This is a genomic window from Haloarcula marina (assembly GCF_024218775.1).
GTDB classification, from domain to species: domain Archaea; phylum Halobacteriota; class Halobacteria; order Halobacteriales; family Haloarculaceae; genus Haloarcula; species Haloarcula marina.
Genome location: NZ_CP100404.1, coordinates 2,748,129 through 2,769,354, shown reverse-complemented (window position 1 = coordinate 2,769,354; position 21,226 = coordinate 2,748,129). Strand labels below are relative to the sequence as shown.

The following is a 21,226-nucleotide window of genomic DNA, read 5'->3' as shown; positions in this document are numbered from 1 at the left end:
TCCGCCCTCTCGGGTCCGCTTCCAGCGAGGACGCGGTTTCCCGCTCGCCGCCGACGGTATCTCACTTCAGGTCGGCCAACCGCTCGACCTCGTCGTCGTCTTTCCACTCGCCGAGTTCCTTCGGGTCGACGTGGACGAACACGTCGTCGACTTCCGGGAGTTCCTGCACCGCCTGGATAACTGCCGTCTCGATGTCGTGGGCCTCCCGTAGGGTGAGGTCGCCTTCCACTTCGATGTGGAGGCTCACGTCGATTTCCGGGCCGACGTAGTGGGCGATAACGTCGTGTGCGCCCTGCACCTGCGGGTGGTCGAGCGCCCGTTCGAGAATCTCCCGGCGCAGGTCTTCGGGTGGTGCGGCCCCCACGAGGTAGGCGACGTTGTCCCGGACCACGTCGACGCCGGTGTAGAGGATGCCGACGGCGACGACGACGGCCGCGAGGGGGTCTGCGAGCGGGTAGCCCAGCGTCGCGCCGAGGACGCCGACCAGCGCCGCGCCCGCGGTGAGGATGTCGGTGCGGTTGTCCTTCGCCGTCGCGACCAGTGCCGGGGAGTTGCTGTCCCGGCCCGTCCCGAGGCAGTAGCGGTAGAGGCCGTACTTCGCCGCCGCGGAGAACGCGAGGACGCCGACGGCCATCGGCCCGCGGGCGACGGCGACGTTCCCGGACAGCAGGGACTGCCCGGCCTGCCAGAGGACGACGCCGCCCGCGGCGAAGATACCGGCCGCGACGAACAGCGAGACGAACGGTTCGATGCGCTCGTGGCCGTGCGGATGCTCGAAGTCGGGCGGTTGGGTCGTCAGGTACAGGCCAGCGACGATGACCAGCGAGTACGCGGTGTCGGCCGCGCTGTTGACCGCTTCGGACTGGACCGCGAGGCTCCCGGTGGTAACCCAGACGGCCCCCTTGAGGACCGCGAGGAGGAGGTTCACTCCGAGGACCAACAGACCGACCCGGCGGAGCGTAGCGCGGCGCGACATGGACGGGAGTAGACGGGCCTGTTCAAAGCCCCTTTCGGGACTCCGTGACCCGAACGGCCGTCGACTCGTCGTCGACGGTAGCCCCGTCCTGTTCGGCGAACGCCGCGTGCAAGCGGTCGTAGGTGTCCTCGACGGCTTCGACGATGACTTTGGTGTCGCTTACCACGGGCATGAAGTTCGTGTCGCCCTCCCATCGCGGGACGACGTGGGTGTGGAGGTGGTCGTCGATGGACCCCCCGGCGGCCGCCCCGCCGAGGTTCAAGCCGACGTTGAAGCCGTCGGGACCGAGGCCGGTTTCGAGCGCGTCGAACGCGCGCTGTTTCAGGCGGGCCACGTCCAGGAGGGTCTCGTCGTCCAACTCGCGGTACTCGCCCGTGTGTACGTGCGGGATGACCATCACGTGTCCCGGGTTGTACGGGTAGTTGTTCAGCAGCACGAACGCGTGGTCGCCGCGTGCGACGACGTTGTTCGCCCGGTCGTCGGCCTCCTCGCGGAACGCACAGAACACGCAGTCCACCTCGGGGTTCGACTCCTCGCGTTCGACCCACTCGATGCGCCACGGCGCGAACACTTTGTCCATACACCACGGTCCGGTGCCCCGCTCTAAACGACTTCGGCGGGCCAGTGGCAGTATTTAAATCTGTCGGCCGTTCACGCCGAAAACGGTCGGTTAGAACGGTGATAACCGTCGGGAACCCGGTTCCCGGCCGTTCGGCGGAAATCCCCGGACCCGGCGGGTGACAGGTTAAACGGTGGTGAACTGACCCCAACGGTCGGCCCGCTTTATCCCCATCTCAGGGAATGGTTCGATAGGGATGGCAACCACGAACGACGGCGTCGATATGACCGAGTCCTGTGTCGTCTGTGAACGAGAGACGCCCCACGATATCCGTCTCGAAATACAGACCGAGAGCAGCAAACCCGAGAACGCGGAGTTCTCCCGCGAACCCTATCGGGTCAGCGAGTGTCAGGTGTGCGGCGAGACGACGAGTACCAGGATGAACAACGCCTAAGCCGTCCCCCGGCGAACGACCCCCGAAAAAGTCCCCCTCCGTTCGGCCCTCGCCGACGACCTGCCGTTCGCCGACGGCGATTTTCGGCCCAGTCTACCGTGACCGCGTCGTCACTTCGACGCCGTCTTCGGTGACGATGACGGTGTGTTCCTTCTGACTCACGTACTTCCCGTCTTCCTCTTTGAGGACCGGGTAGCCGTGGACCATGTTCTGCTGTTTGAGGCGGCGCAGCGCCATCTTCGCCCGCGGCGAGTCCAGCCACCGGGCGGCGAACGGGAGCGTCTTGTACTCGTCGACGATTTGTTCGAGGACCTGCCGGGCGTTCCGGTCGCGAATCGAACCCTGTCGTTCGAGCGCGAAAATCTCCTCGTCGGCCCCCTCCTTGACCTTCCCGCGGCCGTCGGTGGCGAACGGTTCGATGGCGACGACCTGTCCCGGCGAGAGTTCTGCGCCCTGCGAGACTTCGCGGTTCGGGATGTTCGGCGCGGTGTGTTGCTCCCAGTGGCCCAGTCCGTGGCCCGTGAGGTTGACGACGGGGTTGAAGCCGTAGCCCTCGATGACCTCCTCGACGGCCGCGCCGATTTCGCCCACGTCGACGCCCGGCCCGGCGACGTCGAGGGCGGCGTCGAGCGCTTCCTCGGAGGCCGCCGCGAGTTCGTCGTGGCCCGAGAGGTCGACGGTGACGGCGGTGTCGGCAAGCCACCCGTCGACGTGGACGCCGATGTCGAGGTTGACCATCTCCTCGCCGAAGGTGCTGTCGTCGTCCCGTTCGGGCGTCGCGTGGGCGGCCTCCTCGTCGATGGAGATGTTGACCGGGAAGGCGGGTTCGCCGCCCAGTTCCCGAATCTTCCCCTCGGCCCACTCGGCGACTTCGAGGTGGGACGCCCCCACTTCGACTCGCTCTGCGGCCTCGTCGCGTACCTGTGCGAGGATTTCACCGGCCTCGCGGCACTTCTCGTACTGCTCGGACTCGAAGTCCACGTCGCTCATGCCCCGGCGTTGGGCGCTGTCGGTGAAAGCGTTTGTCGTTGTGGGCTAGACTGCCCGGTATCGGGTGACGACGCTGTATCCGGAGAGCACCGCGAGGGCGACGAGCAGCAGGCAGCCGACGAGCACCGCGAGGAGTTCGCGCGGACTCGCCACGACGACGGGGCCGCCGGTCAGTGTCGCGTATCCGCTCAATAGGGCGCTCTCGGCACTGAGAGCGACGAGCGATGCGGCGACTGTCGTGCCGCCGACGGCGACTGTCGCGGGGAGCCACGACCGCCCGCGCCGAGCGGCGTCGACGCCGGCGACGACTGCCGCGACGGCGGCGAACCCGACAGCGAGGGCGAGGAGGAAGGCGTTCATGCACCGCGATGCGGCGGCCAGCGATATAAACACTCACTCACGCGGCGTCCGGGCCGTCTGCATCGCGTCGGTGTTGTACTCGGTCCCGACGTGGCCCGCGTGGTCCAGGACGACGAGGCCAGCACGGCCGCCCGTCTCGTCCGCGAACTCGGCGAGCGCTTCCTCGGCGGCCTGCCGCGGGCCGAACGTCGAGAGGAGTTCGACCGCGCGTCGCGCGAGGCCGAAGCGGGCGATGGCCTCGCCTTCCCCGGTGACACTCGCGCCACCGCGCTCGTCGGCGAAAAAGCCCGCACCGAGTTGGGGCACGTCCCCGACGCGTCCCGCGAGCGCGAACCACCGGCCCGCCGTCGAGGTGGCCGCCACGAGTCGGTCCCCGTCCGTGGCGACGGCCCCGACGGTGTCCGTCCCCGCGAAGTGGTCGCGCACCCACGCGAGGTGGTCCGCGACGTTACCGTCGGGCGGGTCGGCGTCCGCGTAACGGCCGCGGGTGCGCTCGGTCAGCAGTTGCTCGTCCGTGTCGACGCCGTTGGCGGCCGCGAGTTCGACTGCTGGGTCCCCCGCGAGCAGGACGTGTGGCGTCTGCGTGGCGACTGTCGCGGCGGCGTCGACGGCGTGGGCGACGCCGGTCAGGCCGCAGGCCGCACCGGTCGTCCCGTCGTCGGTCAGCAGGCCCGCTTCGGTGCGGACGACGCCGTCGCTCTGGACGGCCCCGCCGACCCCCGCGTTGAACGCCGGGTCGCGTTCGAGAGGCCGAATGGCCGCCCGAACCGCGTCGAGAGGCGACTCCGCCTCGCCCCCGCTGCTGGCGGCCGCCGCGAGCGTCGACTGTCTCTCGGCCGGTTCCTCGGGCGGACTCCCCGCTCCACCGTGAACGACGACGTGCATACTCCACCTCCGGCCGCCACCGATAAAGTATGTCGCCGCCTCGCGCCGATAATATCGCCTCGCTGTCCTGTGGGTTGCGCTACCATGTCTACGGGAAAACGGCACTCCTTTAGGCGCGAATATCGATGCCCGCGTATGGGCTACGATTACGAGCAAGTGGAGGTCCCCGAAGAGGGACAGAAGATTCAGGTCACTGACGACAACGCACTCGACGTCCCCGAGAAACCCATCATCCCCATCATCCACGGTGACGGTATCGGTAAGGACGTCGGCCCCGCCGCCCAGAAAGTGCTGGAAGCCGCCGCGAACGCCACCGGCCGCGACATCGCGTGGATGCGCGTCTACGCCGGTCAGTCCGCCCGCGACAAGTACGACGAGAACCTGCCCGACGACACCGTCGAGGCCATCAAGGAGTTCAACGTCGCCATCAAGGGCCCGCTCACGACGCCCGTCGGCGCTGGCTTCCGCTCGCTGAACGTCGCGCTCCGCAAGACGCTCGACCTCTACGCCAACGTCCGTCCGACCTACCACCTGGAGGGCGTTCCCTCCCCCGTCTCGGAACCCGAGAAGATGGACATGGTCACCTTCCGGGAGAACACCGAAGACGTCTACGCCGGTATCGAGTGGGAAGCCGGTACTGACGAAGTCGAGGAAGTCAAGGAGTTCGTCGAGGAAGAGATGGGCTTCGACAGCACCATCCACGACGGCCCCGTCGGCATCGGCGTCAAGCCGATTACGGAGTTCGGGACCAAGCGACTCGTCCGCGAGGCCATCGACTACGCCATCGAGAACGACCGCGACTCCGTCACCCTCGTCCACAAGGGCAACATCATGAAGTTCACCGAGGGCGCCTTCCGCGACTGGGGCTACGAAGTCGCCGACGAGGAGTACGACGACTCGGTCATCACCGAGGACCAGCTGTGGGACGAGTACGACGGCGAGGCTCCCGAGGACACGCTGGTCGTCAACGACCGCATCGCGGACAACATGCTCCAGCAGCTGCTGACCCGCACCGACGAGTACGACGTCATCGCGACGATGAACCTCAACGGCGACTACATGTCCGACGCCGCCGGTGCGCAAATCGGTGGTCTCGGCATCGCCCCCGGGGCGAACTTCGGTGAGGCTCGCTGTCTCGCGGAACCGGTCCACGGCTCCGCCCCGAAGTACGCCGGTGAAGACAAGGTCAACCCGACCGCGATGATTCTCTCCGGCCGCCTCATGCTCGAATACATGGGCTGGAAGGACGCCGGTATGCTCGTCCGCGACGCCGTCGAGAAGACCATCTCCGATGGCGACGTGACCTACGACCTCGAACGCCAGATCGAGGGCGGCAACAAACTCGCCACCAGCGAGTTCGCCGACAAGGTCGTCGAGAACATCGAAAAACTCGCATAACCGAGTTTTTGAGCATCCGAAAATAGACGATTTTCGGGGATCTCGAGAAGCTGGCTCAGGCCACCTTCTCTGACTCTGGCGGCTGCGCCGCCAGAACATCGACAAACTCGCGTAAACGACGCCCCGACGGCGACCGATTTCTCCATCTTTCATCCCGCGAATGACGGCTACTCGCGCCGCGACATCGTCGTGTTCGCGACCCACGACGGCCGCTCGACCGTCGTCTCGCCCATCTCGGTGATTCGGGTCTCGCGGACGATTCGGACCGAGCGACTGCTCAACACCGCGTCGTAGGTGAGGCGGCGGGCGACGACGGTCCCGTCGTAGCGGACGTGCATCCGGACGCTGAGGTTCTCGATGTCGCGGACGAACAGCGGCGTGACCAGCCGTTCTGGGTCCCGCAGTCGCGCCCCCGCGACGACCACGTCGCCGTCGGCGTTGCGCCGGACGACTCGATACTCGGCGGCGGCGAGTTCGCCTTCGAGGCGCTGTTCGTCGGCGAGGTCGGTCAGCAGTTCGTCGTTCTCGGCGGCCCACCGCAGGAGTGTCACCTCGCCGCGACGGTTCTCGTAGCGGGTGGCGACGATAGTGCCGTTCGACCAGTAATCGACGGCCGTGGTCGACCACCCGGCGCGATACTGGCTCGCGTTCTGCCGGTACTGACCGCGGTAGTGGGAGGCGTTCGCGGCAACCCAGCGCGTGTGCGTGGTCTGTCGGACCACCTCGTCGTCGTCCGTCTCGCGGACGACCTGCTGGGTCGTGATGGTGTAGTCAGTCGTCGCGAGCGACCCGGCGTGGGCGCTCGCCAGCGCGGAGGGGACGACGCCGTCGGCGGTGACTCCCGGGGGGAACTGGATGCCGTCTGTCGGAACTGGCGCGGGCGTCACCGTCGCCGCCTCGTCGGCCGTCGTGAACCCGCCACAGCCCGCGAGAACGAGCGTACAGGCGAGGACGGCGAGTCGGAGCCGCATCGTCCGGACAACGGTCCCGAGACACAAACACCTATCGCGCACCCGTCCCGGACGCGCCGAGCGCCGGGAGGACGCCGCCTATCCGCTCTCGCCGACCGCGGCCGTCTCCGGCGTGTCGGCGCCGCCCGTGGTGAGGTCCTGACACCCGGCGGTCACCAACAGGAGCGCGACGGCCACGGCGAGCGCGCGTGACTCGGGCACATCCGGGTGGTCCGGCGGGCGGAAGAAAGTGTCTTGTGTCAGTCCAGCCAGTCGGGGTCGGTCCGAGGCGGGCTGAACACGTCGATACCGGTGACCGGGTCGTCCCGGCGGTTCTCGGCGCTGTGGGTTTCGCCGCCGGGGATGACGTAGGAGTCGCCCGGGCCGACGACGAACGTCTCCCCGCCGACGCGGAAGGTGAGCGTTCCCTTGACCACGAAGCCGACCTGTTCGTGGGGGTGGCTGTGTTCGGGGACGGCCGCTCCGGGGTCGATGTGGAAGTGCTGGACGCTCATCGCCTCGCCAGCGGCCAGTTGGGTGAGGTAGACGCCGTCGACGACTTCGACCGTCTCGCTCGCGGCCTGCGGGACTTCTTCCATGGGGACGGATAGCGGCAGGGGAGCGTAAATCCCGGGGTCGAGATGCGCGGCAATCCGAACGTTCAACCCCGAACGGGACCAACGAACGCCCATGTACGCGGTGGTCGGGTGCAGCGAGTGTAGCGCCCTCTGGGTCGTCTCCGGTCGGCCCGAGACGACGCAGTGTCCCCGCTGTGGACAGCGTCGGAAACACGCGAAACGGCGGAAGTTCGTCGAGACGGACGACGAGGCCCACGCCCGCGAAGTGCGGGCCTCGATGCTGGCGAACCGACAGGGCCACGGCGAGGACTTCGCGGAACTGGACTCGTTCGCCGAGATGGATCGGCAAATCGAGGAGTCGGGCGTCGACGACGAGACGTACCTCGAAGCGTCGGGTATCGACAGCGACGCCGTCGCGGCCGCGGGCGACCGGGCCGAACGGGGCGCGACGAGCGGTTCGAGTCGGAAAGAGACGGTGCTGACCGCGCTCCGGGAACTCGACTCGCCGACCCAAGACGAGGTGGTTTCCTACGCCGCGGAGCGCGGCGTCCCCGCCGACTACGCCGAGAAGACGCTCGCGAAACTCGTCCGGGCGGGCGAGGCCACCGAGTCGCGGGGCACGTACCGCCTGCTATGACGGTCACCCCTGAGTTCGAACTCGGGCCGATGGCCGTCGGCGTATTGGTCGGCCTCGCCGGTCTGCTGTTCCTACTCGCGCCCGTCGTGGACCCCGTGGCCGTCGGCGGCGGCGCGGTGAGCGTCGTCGCCCTCTCGGCCGTCGTCCTCACCGCGGGATTCAGTCTCGGAACGGTCGTCTTCGCCCGGCGCGGCCACCGCCTGTTCGCCATCGCACACGGCGTGTTCGCCGTCGCGTGGGTGTTGCTGGTGTTGGGACCGTTGCTCGGTGTCGGCGATTTGCTGGTGGCTGGCGTCGTCGTCCTCGTGGCCGGTATCGGCCTGCTGGTGACGCTCGCCCGCGACCGCTGAGTTAGCGCCCGAGTTCGGCGTGGGCCGAGGAGAGGTGCCGCGAGGACAGCGCCGCGAGCAGCGAGAGTTCGCCCGCGAGCGTCCCGGCCGCGATGACTTCGGCGAGGGCATCGGCGTTGCTCCCGGCGGGGTCGCCGCCGCCGCCGTACCCCAGTACGTCGAGCGCTTCCGACTGGGTCGGCAGACTCGTCCCGCCGCCGACCGTGCCGACTTCCAGCGACGCGATGGTGACCGAGGCGTACAGACCGTCCTCGCGGTCGTCGACGGTCGTGATGGTGTTGCTCCCCTCGACGACCTGCGCGGCGTCCTGCCCGAGTGCGAGGAACGCGGCGGCGACGACGTTGGCGGCGTGGGCGTTGAAGCCGAGCGCACCGGCCTTCGCGGACCCGACGAGGTTCTTGCGGGTGTTGGCCTCGACGATAGCGTCGCTGGTGGTGTTCAGCCGTTCTTCGACCTGTTCGTGCGGGACGAGCACGTCGGCGGAGACGGTCCGGCCCCGTCCCTCGATGGCGTTGATGGCCGCGGGTTTCTTGTCCGAACAGAGGTTCCCCGACAGGGCGACGAGGTCCGCTGGGGTCTCGTCCTCGATAACGTCGCAGGCCGCTTCGGTGGCGATGGTCGCCATGTTCATCCCCATCGCGTCTTTCGTGTCGTAGGAAAAGCGCAGGAAGACGCTGTCGCCGACGACGTAGGGCGTCACGTCCTGCAGTTCGCCGTGGCTGGTCGTGGACTCGGCGGCCTCGGCCAGTCGGTCGACATTCTCGCGGACCCACGAGGACACTTCCCCGGCGGCGGCCACGTCTTCGACCCGAAACACGGGCGCGCGGGTCATCCCGGACTTGAGGACGCGGGCCGTCGCGCCACCGGCCGTGCGGATGGTGGAGACGCCGCGGTTGACCGAGGCCAACAGCGCGCCCTCCGTCGTCGCCAGCGGGAGGTAGTGCTCGCCGTCGGCGGCCCCGCCGTCTATCGGGAGGGGGCCGACAACGCCCATCGGAATCTGGGCGGCCCCGACCATGTTCTCGATGTTGCTGTCTGCGTCGGCGGCGTCGAAGGCGTACTCGCCGACCGTCGAGAGGTCCGCGCCCGTCTCCGCGGCGAGGAGGCGGCGGCGGGCGGCGGCGGCCGTCTCGGCGTCGGCGTGGTCTTCGAGTTCGTAGAGGCGCAACTCGCCGTCGCGGACTCGCTCGGCGAGCGTCTCGGCGTCGGTGTCGGTCATACAGGGCGGTAGCGGGCCGCCCCCCTAACAGTTGCTCTTGCGGACGGTCACCGCAGGCGCTGGAGGTCGTAGCGCCCGGCCGGACAGCGATAGCGAGCCAAGAGACGGCGGTTCGCGTCGGCCGAATCGGTCGCTTTGTCCACACCGTAGGCGCTGTACGTGCAGTCCTCCGGCGTGAACTCGACGGTGGCGTACCCCCAGTCGTGGCTGTTGAAGAAGTCGACGTGGGGGTTGTACTGCTGGACGTACGACTCGACGAGTTCCCGGATACCGCGTTCGTCGGGGATACCCAGCAGTTCCCGGAGGTTCTGACTCGTGACGGCTGGCGTCATGAACTCCACACCGTAGCGGTCGTCTTCCCCCTCGATGTAGCCCGCCAGCGCGGTGTGCATGTCGCCGGTCAGCGCGACGAGCGTCCCGTCGCCGGACGCCGCGCTCCGCAGGATTCGGTCGCGTTCGGCGGGGAAGGCGTCCCACGCGTCGGCGTTGAGCAGCGACACCCCGGCCAAGTCGAGGTCGAACTCCATCGCCAACACCTCGTTCGCCCACGCCGACCACGTCGCGTCGGTGCTCGCCAACCGCTCGGTGAACCACCCTCGCTGGCGCTCGCCGAGCATCGTCTCGGTTATCTCGTCGCCCGCCTCGCCGATGCGCGCGCCGAACTGCGCGCCGTCGGCCGGGGAACTCCGGAACAGTCGCTCGTCCGTGAGGAACAGTTCCACGAGGTCACCGAAGCGGAGCGAGCGCCACAGTTCGAGTTGCTCCAGCAGGGAGTCGGCGTCGGGGTCGTAGGGGACCCGCGTCGGCGTGTACTCCCACCACGCCCGGATGCCCTCCGCGAACAGTCGCGTCATGAACTCGGCGTCGGCGTTGCGCGGATGGTCCCCGTCGCCCGCGTAGGGGCGGGACTCCTCGTAGTCCCAGTAGCGGTTGTTCACTATCTCGTGGTCGTCCCACGTCTGGAGGACGGGGTGAGCCGCGAGCGCCGTTCGGAGGAACCGGTCGCTTCGGTACGTGCGGTGCAGATAGCGGAAGTCCTCGACGCCCATGACGACGTTCTTGCCGTTCGGCAACGAGAGCGAGCGCCCGGCGTACTGGCTGTTGCCCCCGTGTTCGTAGATGAAGTCACCCAGGTGGACGATGAAGTCCACGTCTTCCCGCGCGACGTGGTCATACGCGCCGTAGTAGCCGTTCCGGTAGTCCTGACAGGTCATGAGGGCGAACGCGACGCGGTCCGGACTCGCGTCGGCGGCGGGGAGCGTCTGCGTGCGCCCGACCGGACTGGCCGCGCCGTCGTACTCGAAGCGGTAGTAGTAGGTTCGGTCGGCCGACAGTTCGCCGTCGAGGGCGACTTTCATCGTGTAGTCCTGCTCGGTGAGGCGGTCGGTCGGGACGCGCCACGACCCGACGGCGTCGTTTAGCGCCTCGTCGCGGGCGACGGTCACGCGCAGTTGCGCCCCCTCGCGGTAGGCGTCCGGAGAGAGGCGGGTCCAGAGGACGGCCCCGTCCGTCGACGGTCCGCCGCTGGCGACGCCCTGCGGGAACACCGCCGCGGAGGCGTCCCCGTCCGCCGTCTGCCCCGCCGTGGGCAACGTCTCGACGGTTTCCGCGCGGGCGACGCCAGCGGGGAGCGCCGCGGCGAGTGCGCCCGCGAGCACCCGTCGCCGACCGGTGTCGACCTCGGAGTGGTCGGTCATACGCCCAGAAAGCACGAGATACACAAAGTTACGAGAGCGATAGCGACGGCCCGGAACGGATAAGCGGACCTTATCCGCAATGGTTGGCTAGACATTTTCACACATGTGGCCTCGACAGTACCGAAAATCACCAATCGGTGTGTCTGTCTCCCAATTCTCCCCAGGCCGCATCATTGAAGGCAAAATGTTTTCAATACCGCCGTCCGAACGGTGTGATACTCATAGGCTGGTCAACCGTGCCAAAAATGGAAACAGCTGAGTTCGAAACCGACCTCAGTCTCTTCAAATACGACAACCTCGAACAGCTACCCCCCGCGTACCGGGAGTTAGAGGCGGACGAACGGACCGAGCGCATCGAGGCCGCGCTCGACGAACTGGGCGACGACGTGGTCATCCTCGGCCACAACTACCAGCGCCGGGAAATCGTCGAGCACGCGGATTTCATCGGCGACTCCTACCAACTGTCCGTCGAAGCGGCCGAGAGCGACGCCGACTACGTAATCTTCGGCGGCGTGACGTTCATGGCCGAATCCGCCGACATCATCACGGACGACGACCAGAGCGTGATATTGCCGTCGATGGAAGCCTCGTGTCCGATGGCGGGGATGGCCGAGGCCCTGCAAGTCGACGCTGCGTGGGCCGAACTCACGGCCGCGACGGACGAGACCATCATCCCCATCACGTACATGAACAGTTACGCCGACCTGAAGGCGTTCTGCGCCGAACAGGGCGGCTTGGTCTGTACGTCCTCGAACGCGCACAAAGCCTTCGAGTACGCCTTCGAGAAGGGTGACAAAGTGCTGTTCCTGCCCGACAAACACCTCGGCGAGAACACCGCACACCGACTGGATATGGCCGACGAGACGGTCCAGTGGGACCCGTGGGACCCCGAGGGAACCGACGCCGCCGCGGCCGTCGAGAACGACATCGTCCTCTGGGAGGGGTACTGTCAGGTCCACGAGCGGTTCCGCGAGGACCACATCGAACAGATTCGGGCCGACGACCCCGACGCGAACGTCATCGTCCACCCCGAGTGCCGTCGCGAAGTCGTCGAAGCGGCCGACGTGGTCGGGTCGACGGCGACCATCTGCGAGACAGTCGCGGACGCCGACCCCGGCGAGACGTGGGCCATCGGGACCGAGATTCACCTCACCAACCACCTCCAGCGGTGGCACCCCGAGGTGAACGTAATTCCGCTCTGTGGCGACGCCTGCATGGATTGCAACGCCATGCGCCAAATCGACCCCAACTACCTGACGTGGGTCTTGGAGGAACTGGTCGCGGGGCGCGAACGCAACGTCATCGAAGTCGCGCCCGAAGAGAAGGAACTCGCACAGGTCGCGCTCGACCGGATGCTGGACATCTGAGTATGACCGACCACGACACCTCCGACGTACTCGTCGTCGGGTCCGGCCTCGCCGGGTTGGCGGCGGCGCTCGGCGCGACACGGCAGGGCGACGACGTGACGCTCGTCACCAAAGCCACCCGCCCCGAAGGCGCGTCCTCGTGGTGGGCGCAGGGCGGTATCGCCGTCTCCCGGGACGACCCCGAACAGTTCAAAGACGACATCGTCGCGGCCAGCGACGACACCGCCGACGCCGACGCCGTCGACGTGTTGGTCGAGAACGCGAACGACGCCGTCCAAGACGTGCTGTTCGAGACGCTGGCAGTCGAATTTGACAGCGGCGATGACGGCCCGGACTACACCAGAGAGGCCGCCCACAGCGAGGACCGCATCCTCCACGTCGACGCGGCGACGGGCAAGCACATCCACGTCCCGTTCCTGAACTATCTGGATGCCCACGACGGCGTCGAGATTATCGACGACACCGCCGCGCTGGAACTAATTCGCCACGAGGGCCGCGTCCACGGCGCGATGCTCGAATCCGACGACGACGTGCGCCCGCACTTCGCGGGCAGCGTCGTCCTCGCCACCGGCGGTATCGGCGAACTCTACCCGCGGACGACGAACCCCGACAACGCTACCGGCGACGGTATCGCGATGGCCGCGCTAGCGGGGGCAGACGTTCGGGACATGGAGTACGTGCAGTTCCACCCGACCGCCTGCGTCGTCGACGACGCAGACAGCACCACCGGCGCGGACGCCGACGTGGCCTTCCTCGTCAGCGAGGCGGTCCGCGGCGAGGGCGGCCTCCTGCGCAACGGCGACGGCGAGCGGTTCATGCCCGACTACCACGCGGACGCCGAACTCGCTCCGCGCGACGTGGTCGCCCGGGCCGTGACGGCCGAACGCGAAGCCACCGGCGAGGTCCGTCTGGACGTGTCGCCAGTGGACTTCGCCGACGAGTTCCCCGGCCTCGCCGACCGCTGTGCGGAACACGGGGTCGACTACGACGAGGGGATTCCGGTCGCGCCCGCCGAACACTTCCTCTGTGGCGGCGTCGCCGTCGACGACCGGGGCCGGACGACGCTCGATAGGTTGTACGCCGTCGGCGAGTGTTCCCGCACCGGCGTCCACGGCGCGAACCGACTCGCCTCCACGTCCCTGCTCGAAGGCCTCGTCTGGGGCCTTCGCGCCGGCGCGGACGCCGCCGGGAACGACGCCGACCCAATCGAGGCCCCGGACCTGCTGACCCGGGACCCGGACCTCCCGGACCGCTTCGCCCGCGAGAAGTTCCACCGTCTCCGTCGCGTGATGGACGAGCAAGTCGGCGTCGAACGGACGCCCGCGGACCTGAACCGGTCGCTCGCGCTCCTCCGCCGCCTGAAAGGCGAAGTCGACGCCTACGTCCGGACCCGGACCTCGCGCTCGCTGTACGAACTCCGGAACGCGAGCGTCACGGCGCTACTGATCGCCCGCCACGCCACCGAGAACACCGAGAGCGTCGGCACGCACAACCTCGTGGCCGACGCGGAGACGCCAACGGCGGACTGATGATTACGAACGCCGACGTGGAACGATGGCTCCGCGAGGACGTGGGCCACCACGACGTGACGAATCAGGTCCCCGGCGACACCGAGGGTCGACTCGTGGCCAAGGAGTCCGGCGTGGTCGCTGGCCTCGACGCCGCCAGTGCCGTCTTCGAGTATCTGGATTGCGATGTGACCCTCGAAACAGACGACGGCGACCGAATCGACGCCGGAGATGTGGTCCTCCGGGTCGCGGGACCGGCCCGCGAGGTCCTGCGCGGAGAGCGGGTCGCGGTCAACGTCGTCGGCCACGCGTCGGGCATCGCCACGGAGACGCGGGCGGCCGTCGACGCGGCCCGAACCGTCGACGACGCGGTGCGTATCGCGGCGACCCGCAAGACGACGCCCGGCCTGCGCGGCGTGGAGAAGCGCGCCGTCGTTGCGGGCGGCGGCGACACCCACCGACTGGACCTCTCGCACATGGTGATGGTCAAGGACAACCACGTCGCCGAGATGGGACTGGCGGGCGCTATCGAGCACTTCCGCGAGCGCGCGTCGTTCGCCACGCAACTCGACGTGGAAGTCGAGACGCCCGCGGACGCGCCGCGGGCCGCCGAGGCCGGGGCGGACATCGTCCTGCTGGACAACATGAGCGTCGCTGAAACCGAACGTGCCGTCGACCTCGTGGCGGCGACGGACGGCGAGACACTCACCGAGGCCAGCGGCGGCATCACCGTCGCCGACGTGCCCGACTACGCCGCGACGGGCGTCGACGTGATTTCCATGGGGGCGCTGACCCACTCCGCGCCGACGCTGGACCTCTCCTTCCGGACCGGATAGGCGGGACGTTTTTCCGTCGGAGTGACCCACGAGAGGGTGATGCCCGACGCCGTCCGAATCTGCGAGGACCACGGTTTCTTCGAGGGCGAGGCCTGTCCCGCCTGTGCGTCAGGGGGCCGCCCCGTCCTCTCGGGTGACCGACGGCGACGCCTCTCGAAGTTCGTCTCGGGCGCGCTCCGACACTTCCCCGCCGACGCCGGGATAAGACTCGACGACGCCGGATGGACGCCGTTCGACTCGCTGGTCGCCGCCGTCGAGCGAAAGTACGGCTGGGCCGACCGCGAGTCGCTGGCGGCGGTGGTCGCCACGGACCCGAAAGGGCGGTTCGAGCGGACCGGCGGCGACGGCGACGCCGACCGGGTTCGCGCGGCCTACGGCCACTCTGTCGACGTGACCCTCGACGCTGGCGACGACCCGGTGCCCGGGACGCTGTATCACGGCACCGCGCCGCGGAACGTCGACGCGATTCTCACGGAGGGCTTGAAACCGATGGGTCGCCAGCAGGTCCACCTCTCCGGTGACGTGGAGACGGCCCGCGAAGTCGGCGCGCGCCACGCCAGCGACCCGGTCGTGCTGGTGGTCGACGCCGCCGCGATGGAGGCCGACGCTCACGACGTGACCCGACGCGGACGGGCGACGTTCACAACCGATTTCGTCCCGCCGCGGTACCTCTCGCGGTTGGACGGGGCGTAGCGGTCACTCCGCGTTCAGGACAGCGTAGCGCGGTCGACGCGAAGGCGGCGAATCGACTACTCGACTACTCGACCAGCGGCGTGCCGGTCATCGCGTCGGGTCGCTCGACGCCCATGAGCGCGAGCATCGTCGGCGCGAGGTCGGCCAGCGTCCCGCCGTCGCGGGCCGTCTTGCCGCCCGCAGTCCCGTCCGGTGAGACGTAGATGAACGGGACGGGATTGGTCGTGTGGGCCGTGTGGGGGTCGGATTCGGTCCCCATGTTGTCGGCGTTGCCGTGGTCGGCACAGACGAGGAGGTGCCCGCCAGCGGCCTGAATCGCCGCGGCGAGTCGCCCCAACTGCTCGTCGACGGCTTCGACGGCCTCGACGGCCGCCTCGAAGTCGCCGGTGTGGCCCACCATGTCCGGGTTCGCGTAGTTGAGCACCATCGCGTCGGGGTCCTCGCTCTCGATGACCCCGATGGCGGTGTCGGTCACCTCGGGGGCACTCATCTCGGGTTGCAGGTCGTAGGTGGGCACGTCGGGACTCTCGACGATGTGTCGAACCTCGCCGTCGAACTCCACCTCGCGGCCGCCGTTGAGGAAGTAGGTGACGTGGGCGTACTTCTCCGTCTCGGCGAGTCGGAGTTGAGTCTTCCCGGCGTCGGCCAGCACCTCGCCCAGCACGTCTTGCGGTTGGTTCGGCGGGAACGCGATGGGGAGGTCGAACGTGGCGTCGTACTGGGTCATGGTGACGACCCGTGTCGCCGGCGGTTCGGTGTCGGCCCCCCAGTCCTCCGGCCGGATGTCGGCGAGCATCCGCGTGAGTTGGCGGGCGCGGTCCGACCGGAAGTTGAAGAAGACGACCGCATCCCCGTCTTCGAGGGCGGCCCCGCCCTCGACGAGCGTCGGTTCGACGAACTCGTCGGTGTCCCCGCGCTCGTAGGACTCGGTGGCGGCGGCGACGGCCGACGCGGCGGTGTGGTCGGCCTCGCGGTTCACGATGGCGTCGTAGGCCCGGCGTGTCCGGTCCCAGTTCTGGTCGCGGTCCATCGCGTAGTAGCGGCCGGTTACGGTGGCGACCCGTCCGGTCCCGTGGTCGTCGGCGTGTGCTTCCAGTTCTGCGAGGTAGCCCTCGCCGCCTTTCGGCGAGGTGTCGCGGCCGTCGGTGAAGGCGTGGGTCACGGCGTCGGCGTCTCGCTCGTCGGCGAGTTCGATGAGCGCGTGGAGGTGGTCCTGATAGGAGTGGACGCCGCCGTCCGAGACCAGTCCCATGAAGTGGACGCGGCCGCCGTGGTCCTCGGCGTACTCGAAGGCCGACAGAACCCGCTCGTTCTCGAAGAAGGGCGGGTCCTCGGCCGTCTCGTCGGCCGCGACCTCGCCACGCGAGCGAGCGATGCTGTCGCTGACGCGGGCGGAGTCCTGCTTGACGACGCGTCCGGCCCCGATGTTGAGGTGGCCGACCTCGGAGTTGCCCATCTGGCCCTCCGGGAGGCCGACGCGGCGGCCGTGCGTCTCCAGCGTCGAGTGTGCGCCTGCGTCCCAGTACCGGTCGAAGTTCGGCGTGTCGGCGGCGGCCACCGCGTCCCGAACGTCGTCGTCCGGGTTCAGGCCCCAGCCGTCGAGGATTACGAGCCCGACTTGCATACTAGGCGGGTCGCACGACCCGCGTAATAGCCCTTCGGTCGGACCGAACGGACCGCTCCGTAGCGCTTAGGCGGCGCTCGCCGGACCGGGGCCAGGCGGCGCGGCGCTGGCGGCCCTCGACGCCGAACGAACCGAGTGAGCGTCCCGGAAGACCGAACCCCGTCGCCGGGAACCCCGACCTTAAGACGCTGGCCCGTCACCCTATGGGCATGACACGAAACATCCTCTCGGAGGACCTCGCCGACAGCATCGTCACGACGGCGCGGACGGCGACCGGGGATTCCCTGCGGTCGGTCACGTACTTCACGCGGGCGAACTTCGAGCAGTTGTACCTCCGCGAGGACTTAGAACAGGACGCCGACCTGAACACCTTCGTCGGCCACGAGTGGCAGGGCTACAAACAGACGAAGAACGCGTATCAGGAGTCCGAACTCGGCGACTACAAGTTCACGGTTCGGGCCTTCGAGAACGGCTATCTCCTCCGGGTCACGACGGAGCGCCAGGGTATCCTCATCACCACCGACGGCCTCTCGATGAGCTCGTACGAGGAAATCGCCGAGGCCATCGAACGCCTCCTCCGCGAGGAGTCGGGCAAAGAGTAATCATAGCAGGTTCACGACCCAGTTCGCGGCGTTGAGGACGACCAACAGACCGCCTTCCAGCCGCGACAGCACTTCTTCCGTATAAAAGAGGACGAGCACCAGCACCGTCGTCCCGAGGAGCCACGTCGCTCCCTCGATACCGACGGGCGCGACCGGGAGGGGGTGAACCACCGCGGCCAGTCCGAGGACGCCCAGAACGTTGAAGATACAACTGCCGACGAGGTTCCCCGCGGAGATGCCCGTCCGCCCCTGCGTGGCCGCCGCCATCGACGTGGCGAACTCCGGGAGCGAGGTGCCCGCGGCGACGACGGTGAGGCCGATGACCCACTCGGAGACGCCGACGACTTGCGCGATGTCGACGGCCGAGACGACCAACAGGTGGCCGCCGCCGACGACCAGTGCGAGGCCGCCGACGAGGCGACCCACGTCCGGCCAGTGGAACCGCTGGTCGGTGTCCGGTTCGACGCTTCCGCCGCCGACGCGAGCGAGGACGCCGAGATAGACGAGGAGCGCTCCGAACAGCAGGCCGCCTTCGAGGCGCGTGAGACGGCCGTCGGAGACGAGCGCTACGAGGACGAGCGACGAGAGGACGAGGACGACGGTGTCGCGGCGGAGCAGCGCCGTCGACGCCGTCAGCGCCCGAACGAGGGCCACGCCGCCGAGGATGAACCCGAGGTTGAGGACGTTCGACCCGACGACGTTCGCGACGGAGATGTCCGTCTGCCCGGCCAGCGCGGCGTCCAGCGTCACCGCGAACTCGGGGGCGGACGTGCCGAAGGCGACCACGGTGAGGCCGACGACCAGCCCCGGGACGCCGAGTCGGCGAGCGAGACGGGCCGCTCCCGTAACGAACTGGTCGGCCCCGAACCAGAGGGCGACGACGGCGACGCCGACGAACAACACGTCGAAGACGACCATCTCAGCGTCGCTCCCGCAGGTAGCGCACTCTTTCGGCGACTGTCTCCCACATGGGGCGGCCTACCGACAGCACGCTCCTAACTGTTGTGTCTGTCCCCACCAGAGTTATGCTCGCGCCCCCGAACCCACGCACATGACGCTGGACCCGGTACACGTCGACGGCATCGCGAGCCTCGCCAGACAGGTTCGCCAGACCGTCGAGACGAGTGACCAGGGGGCCGCCGCCGAGACGGTGTGGGCGAACTTTCTGGACCCGCTCTACGACACGCACGGGGGTGAGCTACTGGCACCGATGGGCGAGCAACGCCGCCGGATGGTCGACATCGAGGATGCCGCGCTCACGGAGCCGCCCTACCCCACGCAACACGGCCTCGACTCGGGGACCATCAACCCGACGACGTTCAAGAACGGCCTCGTCATCGACGTGGCCCAGGCGGCGATGAGCGCGACGCCGTCGGACGTGGAACTGCACCGCGGTCGGACCATCATCATGGCCGTCCACTCCAACGACGCGACCATCGCGTTCGACGGCGACTGGCAGGGCCTCGACCACGGCTACGGCCGCCGCCGGGTGCTCGACGCCCCGAAGGTCGACCGCTTCGAGCAACGGGTCGTCCACGCGCTGGCCCTCTACCTCGCCGAGAGCGAACACGCGCTGTTGAACGCCGACACCGTCGAGGACCTGTTCATCTTGGACGGGCCGCTCTATCCGACGGGCCTGTTGCGGTGGGCCGACCGCGACACCGAACTGGCCGAACTGCTGGACGAGAGCGACGAACCGAAAACCGTCGTCGGCAACTACGTCGAACTCGTCGAGCGGTTCGTCGACCGGGACGTGCCGCTGGTCGGGTTCATCAAGAACTCCTCGACGAAGGCGCTGACCCGCGGGGTCCGCAAGCGGACGAACGCGCCGTGGGTCAACGACACCGCGTTCTTCCGCCGCGTACTGGAGCGACGCGACGAGGACGGGGAACTCCTGACGGACGCGCTCACCTGCACGAACTGGTTCCGCTCGCGGGCCGGAACCGACGGCGTGATGGCCGCCGACGGCGACGCCCTCGGCATCGAGCGCTCGCTGGACCCCGAACTGTACGAGGTCACCTTCTTCGTCTGTTACGACCCCCGGAGCGACCTCGTCTTCCGCGTGGAAGCGCCCTACGCGTTCACGAGTGACGAGGAGCGCCGAGAACGACTCACGCGGCAGATTCTCCACGACGTGGCCGCCCGGAAGGGGCCGCCGCTGGCCGTCGCGAAGGCCGACGAACTCGCCAGCATCGACCGCGAGGGCGGCGAACGACTCACTCGCCGCATCGAACAGGCGTTCGACACCGACCGGGAGAAAGAGTACAACGACACCCGCTGGGGCGCGGCCGATGAAGTGTTCTGACCTACGCTTCCTCGACCTGCAGCACGGTCACCTCGACAGCGGCCTCCTCGACGCCGAGGCGCGCGAACTGCGTCCGGACGTGGTCTTTCGCCGCCTCGATGGCCGTCTCGCGCGTCTCGAATCCGCGGGGCATCGGCGACTCGAAGGCAACGCGGAGTTCCCGGTCACCGATGGCCTGGACCTGCCCGCCGCTCTCGACTTCGTAGAAGGCGTCACACACCCAGACGTACGGCGACCCCTCGTCCGGCGCGCCCCGGAACGACGGCGGGTCTTCGCCCGGTTCGTACAGCGTGCCGGTCAGACCGGTCCCCCCGGTGGTCCCGCGAATGAACAACATACCGAGGCGTAGGGGCCGTACGTGCAAAAGCCTCCCCGCGAAAGGCTTTTAGACGTATGGTGCCTGTGGGTCGCTATCATACGACACGGGGTGGCGACCGAACCGCGCCTCAGAACCGACAGTCCACGACGACAGGGAGGTGGTCGGAGGCGTAGTGTTCGTCGTCCCGGTCGGCGACCGCGGCCCACCCGTCGACGACGGTGTCGCTACCGACGAACACGTGGTCGATGCCCATGTCCGGGATGAGGTCGTGAAAGTCCGTCCGGGTCGTCGTCGGCCCGTGCTGAAACGGGCTCAGGTCGCGCGTATCACGGAGTTCCCGGCCGTCGGGGAGGGCGTGGCCGTCGGCGCGTTCGTGTGCCGGGTCGCCGACGACGCAGTTGAAATCGCCGTTGAGGACGACCGGTTCGCCGTCGACGGTGTCGTCGATGTACGAGAGAATCAGGTCGATGCCCTCTCGCCGGGCGCGTGCACCCTTGTGGTCTAAGTGCGTGTTCACGACGACGACCACCTCCCCGGAGTCCCGGTCGCGCAACCGCGCGGAGGTGGCGACGCGCGGATAGGCCGCGTCCCACCCGACGCTCCCGGGTTCGTCGGGGGTCTCAGAGAGCCAGAACGTCTCGGTCGCCTCGCAGTCGAACCGGGAGGTCCGGTAGCCGATGGCGGTGTGTTCGCCGCCCGCCTCCACGGTGTCGCGCGGGTCACCCACCCAGTCGTAACTCGGCAGGACCGTCTCCAGTTCGAGTATCTGGTGGGCCTGTGCCTCCTGTGTCCCGACGATGTCGGGGCCGTGGTACCGTATCGTGCTGGCGACCAGTCGTCGACGGTGCGACCAGTTGTCCAGTCCGTCTTCGGGAGCGTCGTACCGGACGTTGAACGACATCACCCGCGCCTTGTCCAT

At 68.3% G+C, this 21,226-nt stretch carries 24 protein-coding genes; 10 read left to right on the top strand and 14 right to left on the bottom strand.

Translation table 11 applies throughout. The features are described 5' to 3' along the window. Positions 1-61: 61 nt before the first annotated feature. Both NJQ44_RS14570 and NJQ44_RS14565 read right to left on the bottom strand, forming a co-directional pair. Entirely contained in the window at positions 62-976 is a 915-nt protein-coding gene (locus NJQ44_RS14570; protein WP_254272080.1) for a cation diffusion facilitator family transporter, read from the bottom strand. 22 nt (positions 977-998) lie between these two features. After that, positions 999-1,556 (bottom strand): HIT family protein, encoded by a 558-nt coding sequence (locus NJQ44_RS14565; protein ID WP_254272079.1) that lies wholly within the window; start codon positions 1,554-1,556, stop codon positions 999-1,001. Between the two features lie 235 nt (positions 1,557-1,791). Here NJQ44_RS14565 and NJQ44_RS14560 point away from each other — a divergent pair, with 235 nt between their 5' ends. Then, positions 1,792-1,989, top strand: a complete 198-nt coding sequence (locus tag NJQ44_RS14560; protein ID WP_254272078.1) for a DUF7835 family putative zinc beta-ribbon protein — start codon at positions 1,792-1,794, stop codon at positions 1,987-1,989. 93 nt (positions 1,990-2,082) lie between these two features. On the opposite strand, the gene map is transcribed toward NJQ44_RS14560, so the two are convergent. The 3 genes from map to NJQ44_RS14545 are packed head-to-tail and all read right to left on the bottom strand — an operon-like array spanning position 2,083 to position 4,224. Beyond that, on the bottom strand, positions 2,083-2,979 hold the full coding sequence (gene map / locus NJQ44_RS14555) for a type II methionyl aminopeptidase (RefSeq protein WP_254272077.1): 897 nt from the start codon (positions 2,977-2,979) through the stop codon (positions 2,083-2,085). Between the two features lie 45 nt (positions 2,980-3,024). Continuing rightward, positions 3,025-3,339 (bottom strand): hypothetical protein, encoded by a 315-nt coding sequence (locus NJQ44_RS14550; RefSeq protein ID WP_254272076.1) that lies wholly within the window; start codon positions 3,337-3,339, stop codon positions 3,025-3,027. A gap of 33 nt (positions 3,340-3,372) precedes the next feature. After that, positions 3,373-4,224, bottom strand: a complete 852-nt coding sequence (locus NJQ44_RS14545) for an isoaspartyl peptidase/L-asparaginase (protein ID WP_254272075.1) — start codon at positions 4,222-4,224, stop codon at positions 3,373-3,375. 135 nt (positions 4,225-4,359) lie between these two features. Between NJQ44_RS14545 and icd the strand changes: the two genes are divergently transcribed. Then, the gene (gene icd / locus NJQ44_RS14540; protein ID WP_254272074.1) at positions 4,360-5,622 is read left to right on the top strand and encodes an isocitrate dehydrogenase (NADP(+)); all 1,263 of its coding nucleotides are present in this window, start codon (positions 4,360-4,362) and stop codon (positions 5,620-5,622) included. A 167-nt stretch (positions 5,623-5,789) separates the two neighbouring features. Here the strand turns inward: icd and NJQ44_RS14535 are convergent, their stop codons facing one another. The 3 genes from NJQ44_RS14535 to NJQ44_RS14530 all read right to left on the bottom strand — a co-directional run bounded on the left by NJQ44_RS14535 (position 5,790) and on the right by NJQ44_RS14530 (position 7,171). Next, positions 5,790-6,593 carry a hypothetical protein gene (locus tag NJQ44_RS14535; protein ID WP_254272073.1) on the bottom strand — a complete coding sequence of 268 codons (804 nt, stop codon included), beginning with the start codon at positions 6,591-6,593 and terminating at the stop codon, positions 5,790-5,792. Between the two features lie 78 nt (positions 6,594-6,671). After that, the gene (locus tag NJQ44_RS19495) at positions 6,672-6,794 is read right to left on the bottom strand and encodes a hypothetical protein (protein ID WP_256557174.1); all 123 of its coding nucleotides are present in this window, start codon (positions 6,792-6,794) and stop codon (positions 6,672-6,674) included. Between the two features lie 38 nt (positions 6,795-6,832). Continuing rightward, positions 6,833-7,171 (bottom strand): cupin domain-containing protein, encoded by a 339-nt coding sequence (locus tag NJQ44_RS14530; RefSeq protein ID WP_254272072.1) that lies wholly within the window; start codon positions 7,169-7,171, stop codon positions 6,833-6,835. Positions 7,172-7,262: 91 nt separating this feature from the next. On the opposite strand from NJQ44_RS14530, the gene NJQ44_RS14525 reads away from it, so the two are divergent. Next, positions 7,263-7,787 (top strand): DUF5817 domain-containing protein, encoded by a 525-nt coding sequence (locus NJQ44_RS14525; RefSeq protein ID WP_254272071.1) that lies wholly within the window; start codon positions 7,263-7,265, stop codon positions 7,785-7,787. Further along, positions 7,784-8,137: a hypothetical protein gene (locus tag NJQ44_RS14520; RefSeq protein WP_254272070.1), complete on the top strand. Its 354-nt coding sequence runs from the start codon at positions 7,784-7,786 to the stop codon at positions 8,135-8,137. Before NJQ44_RS14525 ends, NJQ44_RS14520 begins: the two co-directional genes overlap by 4 nt. Before the next feature lies 1 nt (position 8,138). Here NJQ44_RS14520 and hmgA read toward each other — a convergent pair whose 3' ends face one another. After that, a complete protein-coding gene (hmgA, locus tag NJQ44_RS14515) occupies positions 8,139-9,356 on the bottom strand; it encodes a hydroxymethylglutaryl-CoA reductase (NADPH) (RefSeq protein WP_254272069.1) in 1,218 nt (405 codons plus the stop codon). A 47-nt stretch (positions 9,357-9,403) separates the two neighbouring features. Then, positions 9,404-11,053: an alkaline phosphatase D family protein gene (locus tag NJQ44_RS14510; RefSeq protein ID WP_254272068.1), complete on the bottom strand. Its 1,650-nt coding sequence runs from the start codon at positions 11,051-11,053 to the stop codon at positions 9,404-9,406. A 245-nt stretch (positions 11,054-11,298) separates the two neighbouring features. On the opposite strand from NJQ44_RS14510, the gene nadA reads away from it, so the two are divergent. Genes nadA through NJQ44_RS14490 form a run of 4 tightly spaced genes read left to right on the top strand, consistent with a single transcriptional unit; the run spans position 11,299 to position 15,457 of the window. Next, positions 11,299-12,420 (top strand): quinolinate synthase NadA, encoded by a 1,122-nt coding sequence (gene nadA / locus NJQ44_RS14505; protein ID WP_254272067.1) that lies wholly within the window; start codon positions 11,299-11,301, stop codon positions 12,418-12,420. Positions 12,421-12,422: 2 nt separating this feature from the next. Next, the gene (locus tag NJQ44_RS14500) at positions 12,423-13,949 is read left to right on the top strand and encodes an L-aspartate oxidase (protein ID WP_254272066.1); all 1,527 of its coding nucleotides are present in this window, start codon (positions 12,423-12,425) and stop codon (positions 13,947-13,949) included. After that, positions 13,949-14,764 (top strand): carboxylating nicotinate-nucleotide diphosphorylase, encoded by an 816-nt coding sequence (gene nadC / locus NJQ44_RS14495; RefSeq protein ID WP_254272065.1) that lies wholly within the window; start codon positions 13,949-13,951, stop codon positions 14,762-14,764. The genes NJQ44_RS14500 and nadC overlap by 1 nt, the downstream gene beginning before the upstream one ends. Positions 14,765-14,803: 39 nt before the next feature. Then, positions 14,804-15,457 carry an RNA 2'-phosphotransferase gene (locus tag NJQ44_RS14490; RefSeq protein ID WP_254272064.1) on the top strand — a complete coding sequence of 218 codons (654 nt, stop codon included), beginning with the start codon at positions 14,804-14,806 and terminating at the stop codon, positions 15,455-15,457. A 64-nt stretch (positions 15,458-15,521) separates the two neighbouring features. Here the strand turns inward: NJQ44_RS14490 and gpmI are convergent, their stop codons facing one another. Next, positions 15,522-17,081, bottom strand: a complete 1,560-nt coding sequence (gene gpmI / locus NJQ44_RS14485; RefSeq protein ID WP_254272063.1) for a 2,3-bisphosphoglycerate-independent phosphoglycerate mutase — start codon at positions 17,079-17,081, stop codon at positions 15,522-15,524. Positions 17,082-17,290: 209 nt separating this feature from the next. On the opposite strand from gpmI, the gene NJQ44_RS14480 reads away from it, so the two are divergent. Then, positions 17,291-17,683: a DUF7522 family protein gene (locus tag NJQ44_RS14480; protein ID WP_254272062.1), complete on the top strand. Its 393-nt coding sequence runs from the start codon at positions 17,291-17,293 to the stop codon at positions 17,681-17,683. Here the strand turns inward: NJQ44_RS14480 and NJQ44_RS14475 are convergent, their stop codons facing one another. After that, on the bottom strand, positions 17,684-18,601 hold the full coding sequence (locus NJQ44_RS14475) for a sodium:calcium antiporter (protein ID WP_254272061.1): 918 nt from the start codon (positions 18,599-18,601) through the stop codon (positions 17,684-17,686). It lies immediately after the preceding gene. A gap of 133 nt (positions 18,602-18,734) precedes the next feature. On the opposite strand from NJQ44_RS14475, the gene NJQ44_RS14470 reads away from it, so the two are divergent. Continuing rightward, positions 18,735-19,988 (top strand): DNA double-strand break repair nuclease NurA, encoded by a 1,254-nt coding sequence (locus NJQ44_RS14470; RefSeq protein WP_254272060.1) that lies wholly within the window; start codon positions 18,735-18,737, stop codon positions 19,986-19,988. 1 nt (position 19,989) lies between these two features. Here the strand turns inward: NJQ44_RS14470 and NJQ44_RS14465 are convergent, their stop codons facing one another. Next, positions 19,990-20,325, bottom strand: a complete 336-nt coding sequence (locus NJQ44_RS14465; RefSeq protein ID WP_254272059.1) for a DUF7113 family protein — start codon at positions 20,323-20,325, stop codon at positions 19,990-19,992. A gap of 109 nt (positions 20,326-20,434) precedes the next feature. Further along, positions 20,435-21,226, bottom strand: coding sequence for an endonuclease/exonuclease/phosphatase family protein (locus NJQ44_RS14460; protein WP_254272058.1), 792 nt, complete (start codon positions 21,224-21,226; stop codon positions 20,435-20,437).

Coding starts and splice junctions, on each gene's coding strand:
- NJQ44_RS14570 (WP_254272080.1), bottom strand. CDS start 976: ATGTCGCGCCGCGCTACGCTCCGCCGGGTCGGTCTGTTGGTCCTCGGA.
- NJQ44_RS14565 (WP_254272079.1), bottom strand. CDS start 1,556: ATGGACAAAGTGTTCGCGCCGTGGCGCATCGAGTGGGTCGAACGCGAG.
- NJQ44_RS14560 (WP_254272078.1), top strand. CDS start 1,792: ATGGCAACCACGAACGACGGCGTCGATATGACCGAGTCCTGTGTCGTC.
- map (WP_254272077.1), bottom strand. CDS start 2,979: ATGAGCGACGTGGACTTCGAGTCCGAGCAGTACGAGAAGTGCCGCGAG.
- NJQ44_RS14550 (WP_254272076.1), bottom strand. CDS start 3,339: ATGAACGCCTTCCTCCTCGCCCTCGCTGTCGGGTTCGCCGCCGTCGCG.
- NJQ44_RS14545 (WP_254272075.1), bottom strand. CDS start 4,224: ATGCACGTCGTCGTTCACGGTGGAGCGGGGAGTCCGCCCGAGGAACCG.
- icd (WP_254272074.1), top strand. CDS start 4,360: ATGGGCTACGATTACGAGCAAGTGGAGGTCCCCGAAGAGGGACAGAAG.
- NJQ44_RS14535 (WP_254272073.1), bottom strand. CDS start 6,593: ATGCGGCTCCGACTCGCCGTCCTCGCCTGTACGCTCGTTCTCGCGGGC.
- NJQ44_RS14530 (WP_254272072.1), bottom strand. CDS start 7,171: ATGGAAGAAGTCCCGCAGGCCGCGAGCGAGACGGTCGAAGTCGTCGAC.
- NJQ44_RS14525 (WP_254272071.1), top strand. CDS start 7,263: ATGTACGCGGTGGTCGGGTGCAGCGAGTGTAGCGCCCTCTGGGTCGTC.
- NJQ44_RS14520 (WP_254272070.1), top strand. CDS start 7,784: ATGACGGTCACCCCTGAGTTCGAACTCGGGCCGATGGCCGTCGGCGTA.
- hmgA (WP_254272069.1), bottom strand. CDS start 9,356: ATGACCGACACCGACGCCGAGACGCTCGCCGAGCGAGTCCGCGACGGC.
- NJQ44_RS14510 (WP_254272068.1), bottom strand. CDS start 11,053: ATGACCGACCACTCCGAGGTCGACACCGGTCGGCGACGGGTGCTCGCG.
- nadA (WP_254272067.1), top strand. CDS start 11,299: ATGGAAACAGCTGAGTTCGAAACCGACCTCAGTCTCTTCAAATACGAC.
- NJQ44_RS14500 (WP_254272066.1), top strand. CDS start 12,423: ATGACCGACCACGACACCTCCGACGTACTCGTCGTCGGGTCCGGCCTC.
- nadC (WP_254272065.1), top strand. CDS start 13,949: ATGATTACGAACGCCGACGTGGAACGATGGCTCCGCGAGGACGTGGGC.
- NJQ44_RS14490 (WP_254272064.1), top strand. CDS start 14,804: ATGCCCGACGCCGTCCGAATCTGCGAGGACCACGGTTTCTTCGAGGGC.
- gpmI (WP_254272063.1), bottom strand. CDS start 17,081: ATGCAAGTCGGGCTCGTAATCCTCGACGGCTGGGGCCTGAACCCGGAC.
- NJQ44_RS14480 (WP_254272062.1), top strand. CDS start 17,291: ATGACACGAAACATCCTCTCGGAGGACCTCGCCGACAGCATCGTCACG.
- NJQ44_RS14475 (WP_254272061.1), bottom strand. CDS start 18,601: ATGGTCGTCTTCGACGTGTTGTTCGTCGGCGTCGCCGTCGTCGCCCTC.
- NJQ44_RS14470 (WP_254272060.1), top strand. CDS start 18,735: ATGACGCTGGACCCGGTACACGTCGACGGCATCGCGAGCCTCGCCAGA.
- NJQ44_RS14465 (WP_254272059.1), bottom strand. CDS start 20,325: ATGTTGTTCATTCGCGGGACCACCGGGGGGACCGGTCTGACCGGCACG.
- NJQ44_RS14460 (WP_254272058.1), bottom strand. CDS start 21,226: ATGGACAAGGCGCGGGTGATGTCGTTCAACGTCCGGTACGACGCTCCC.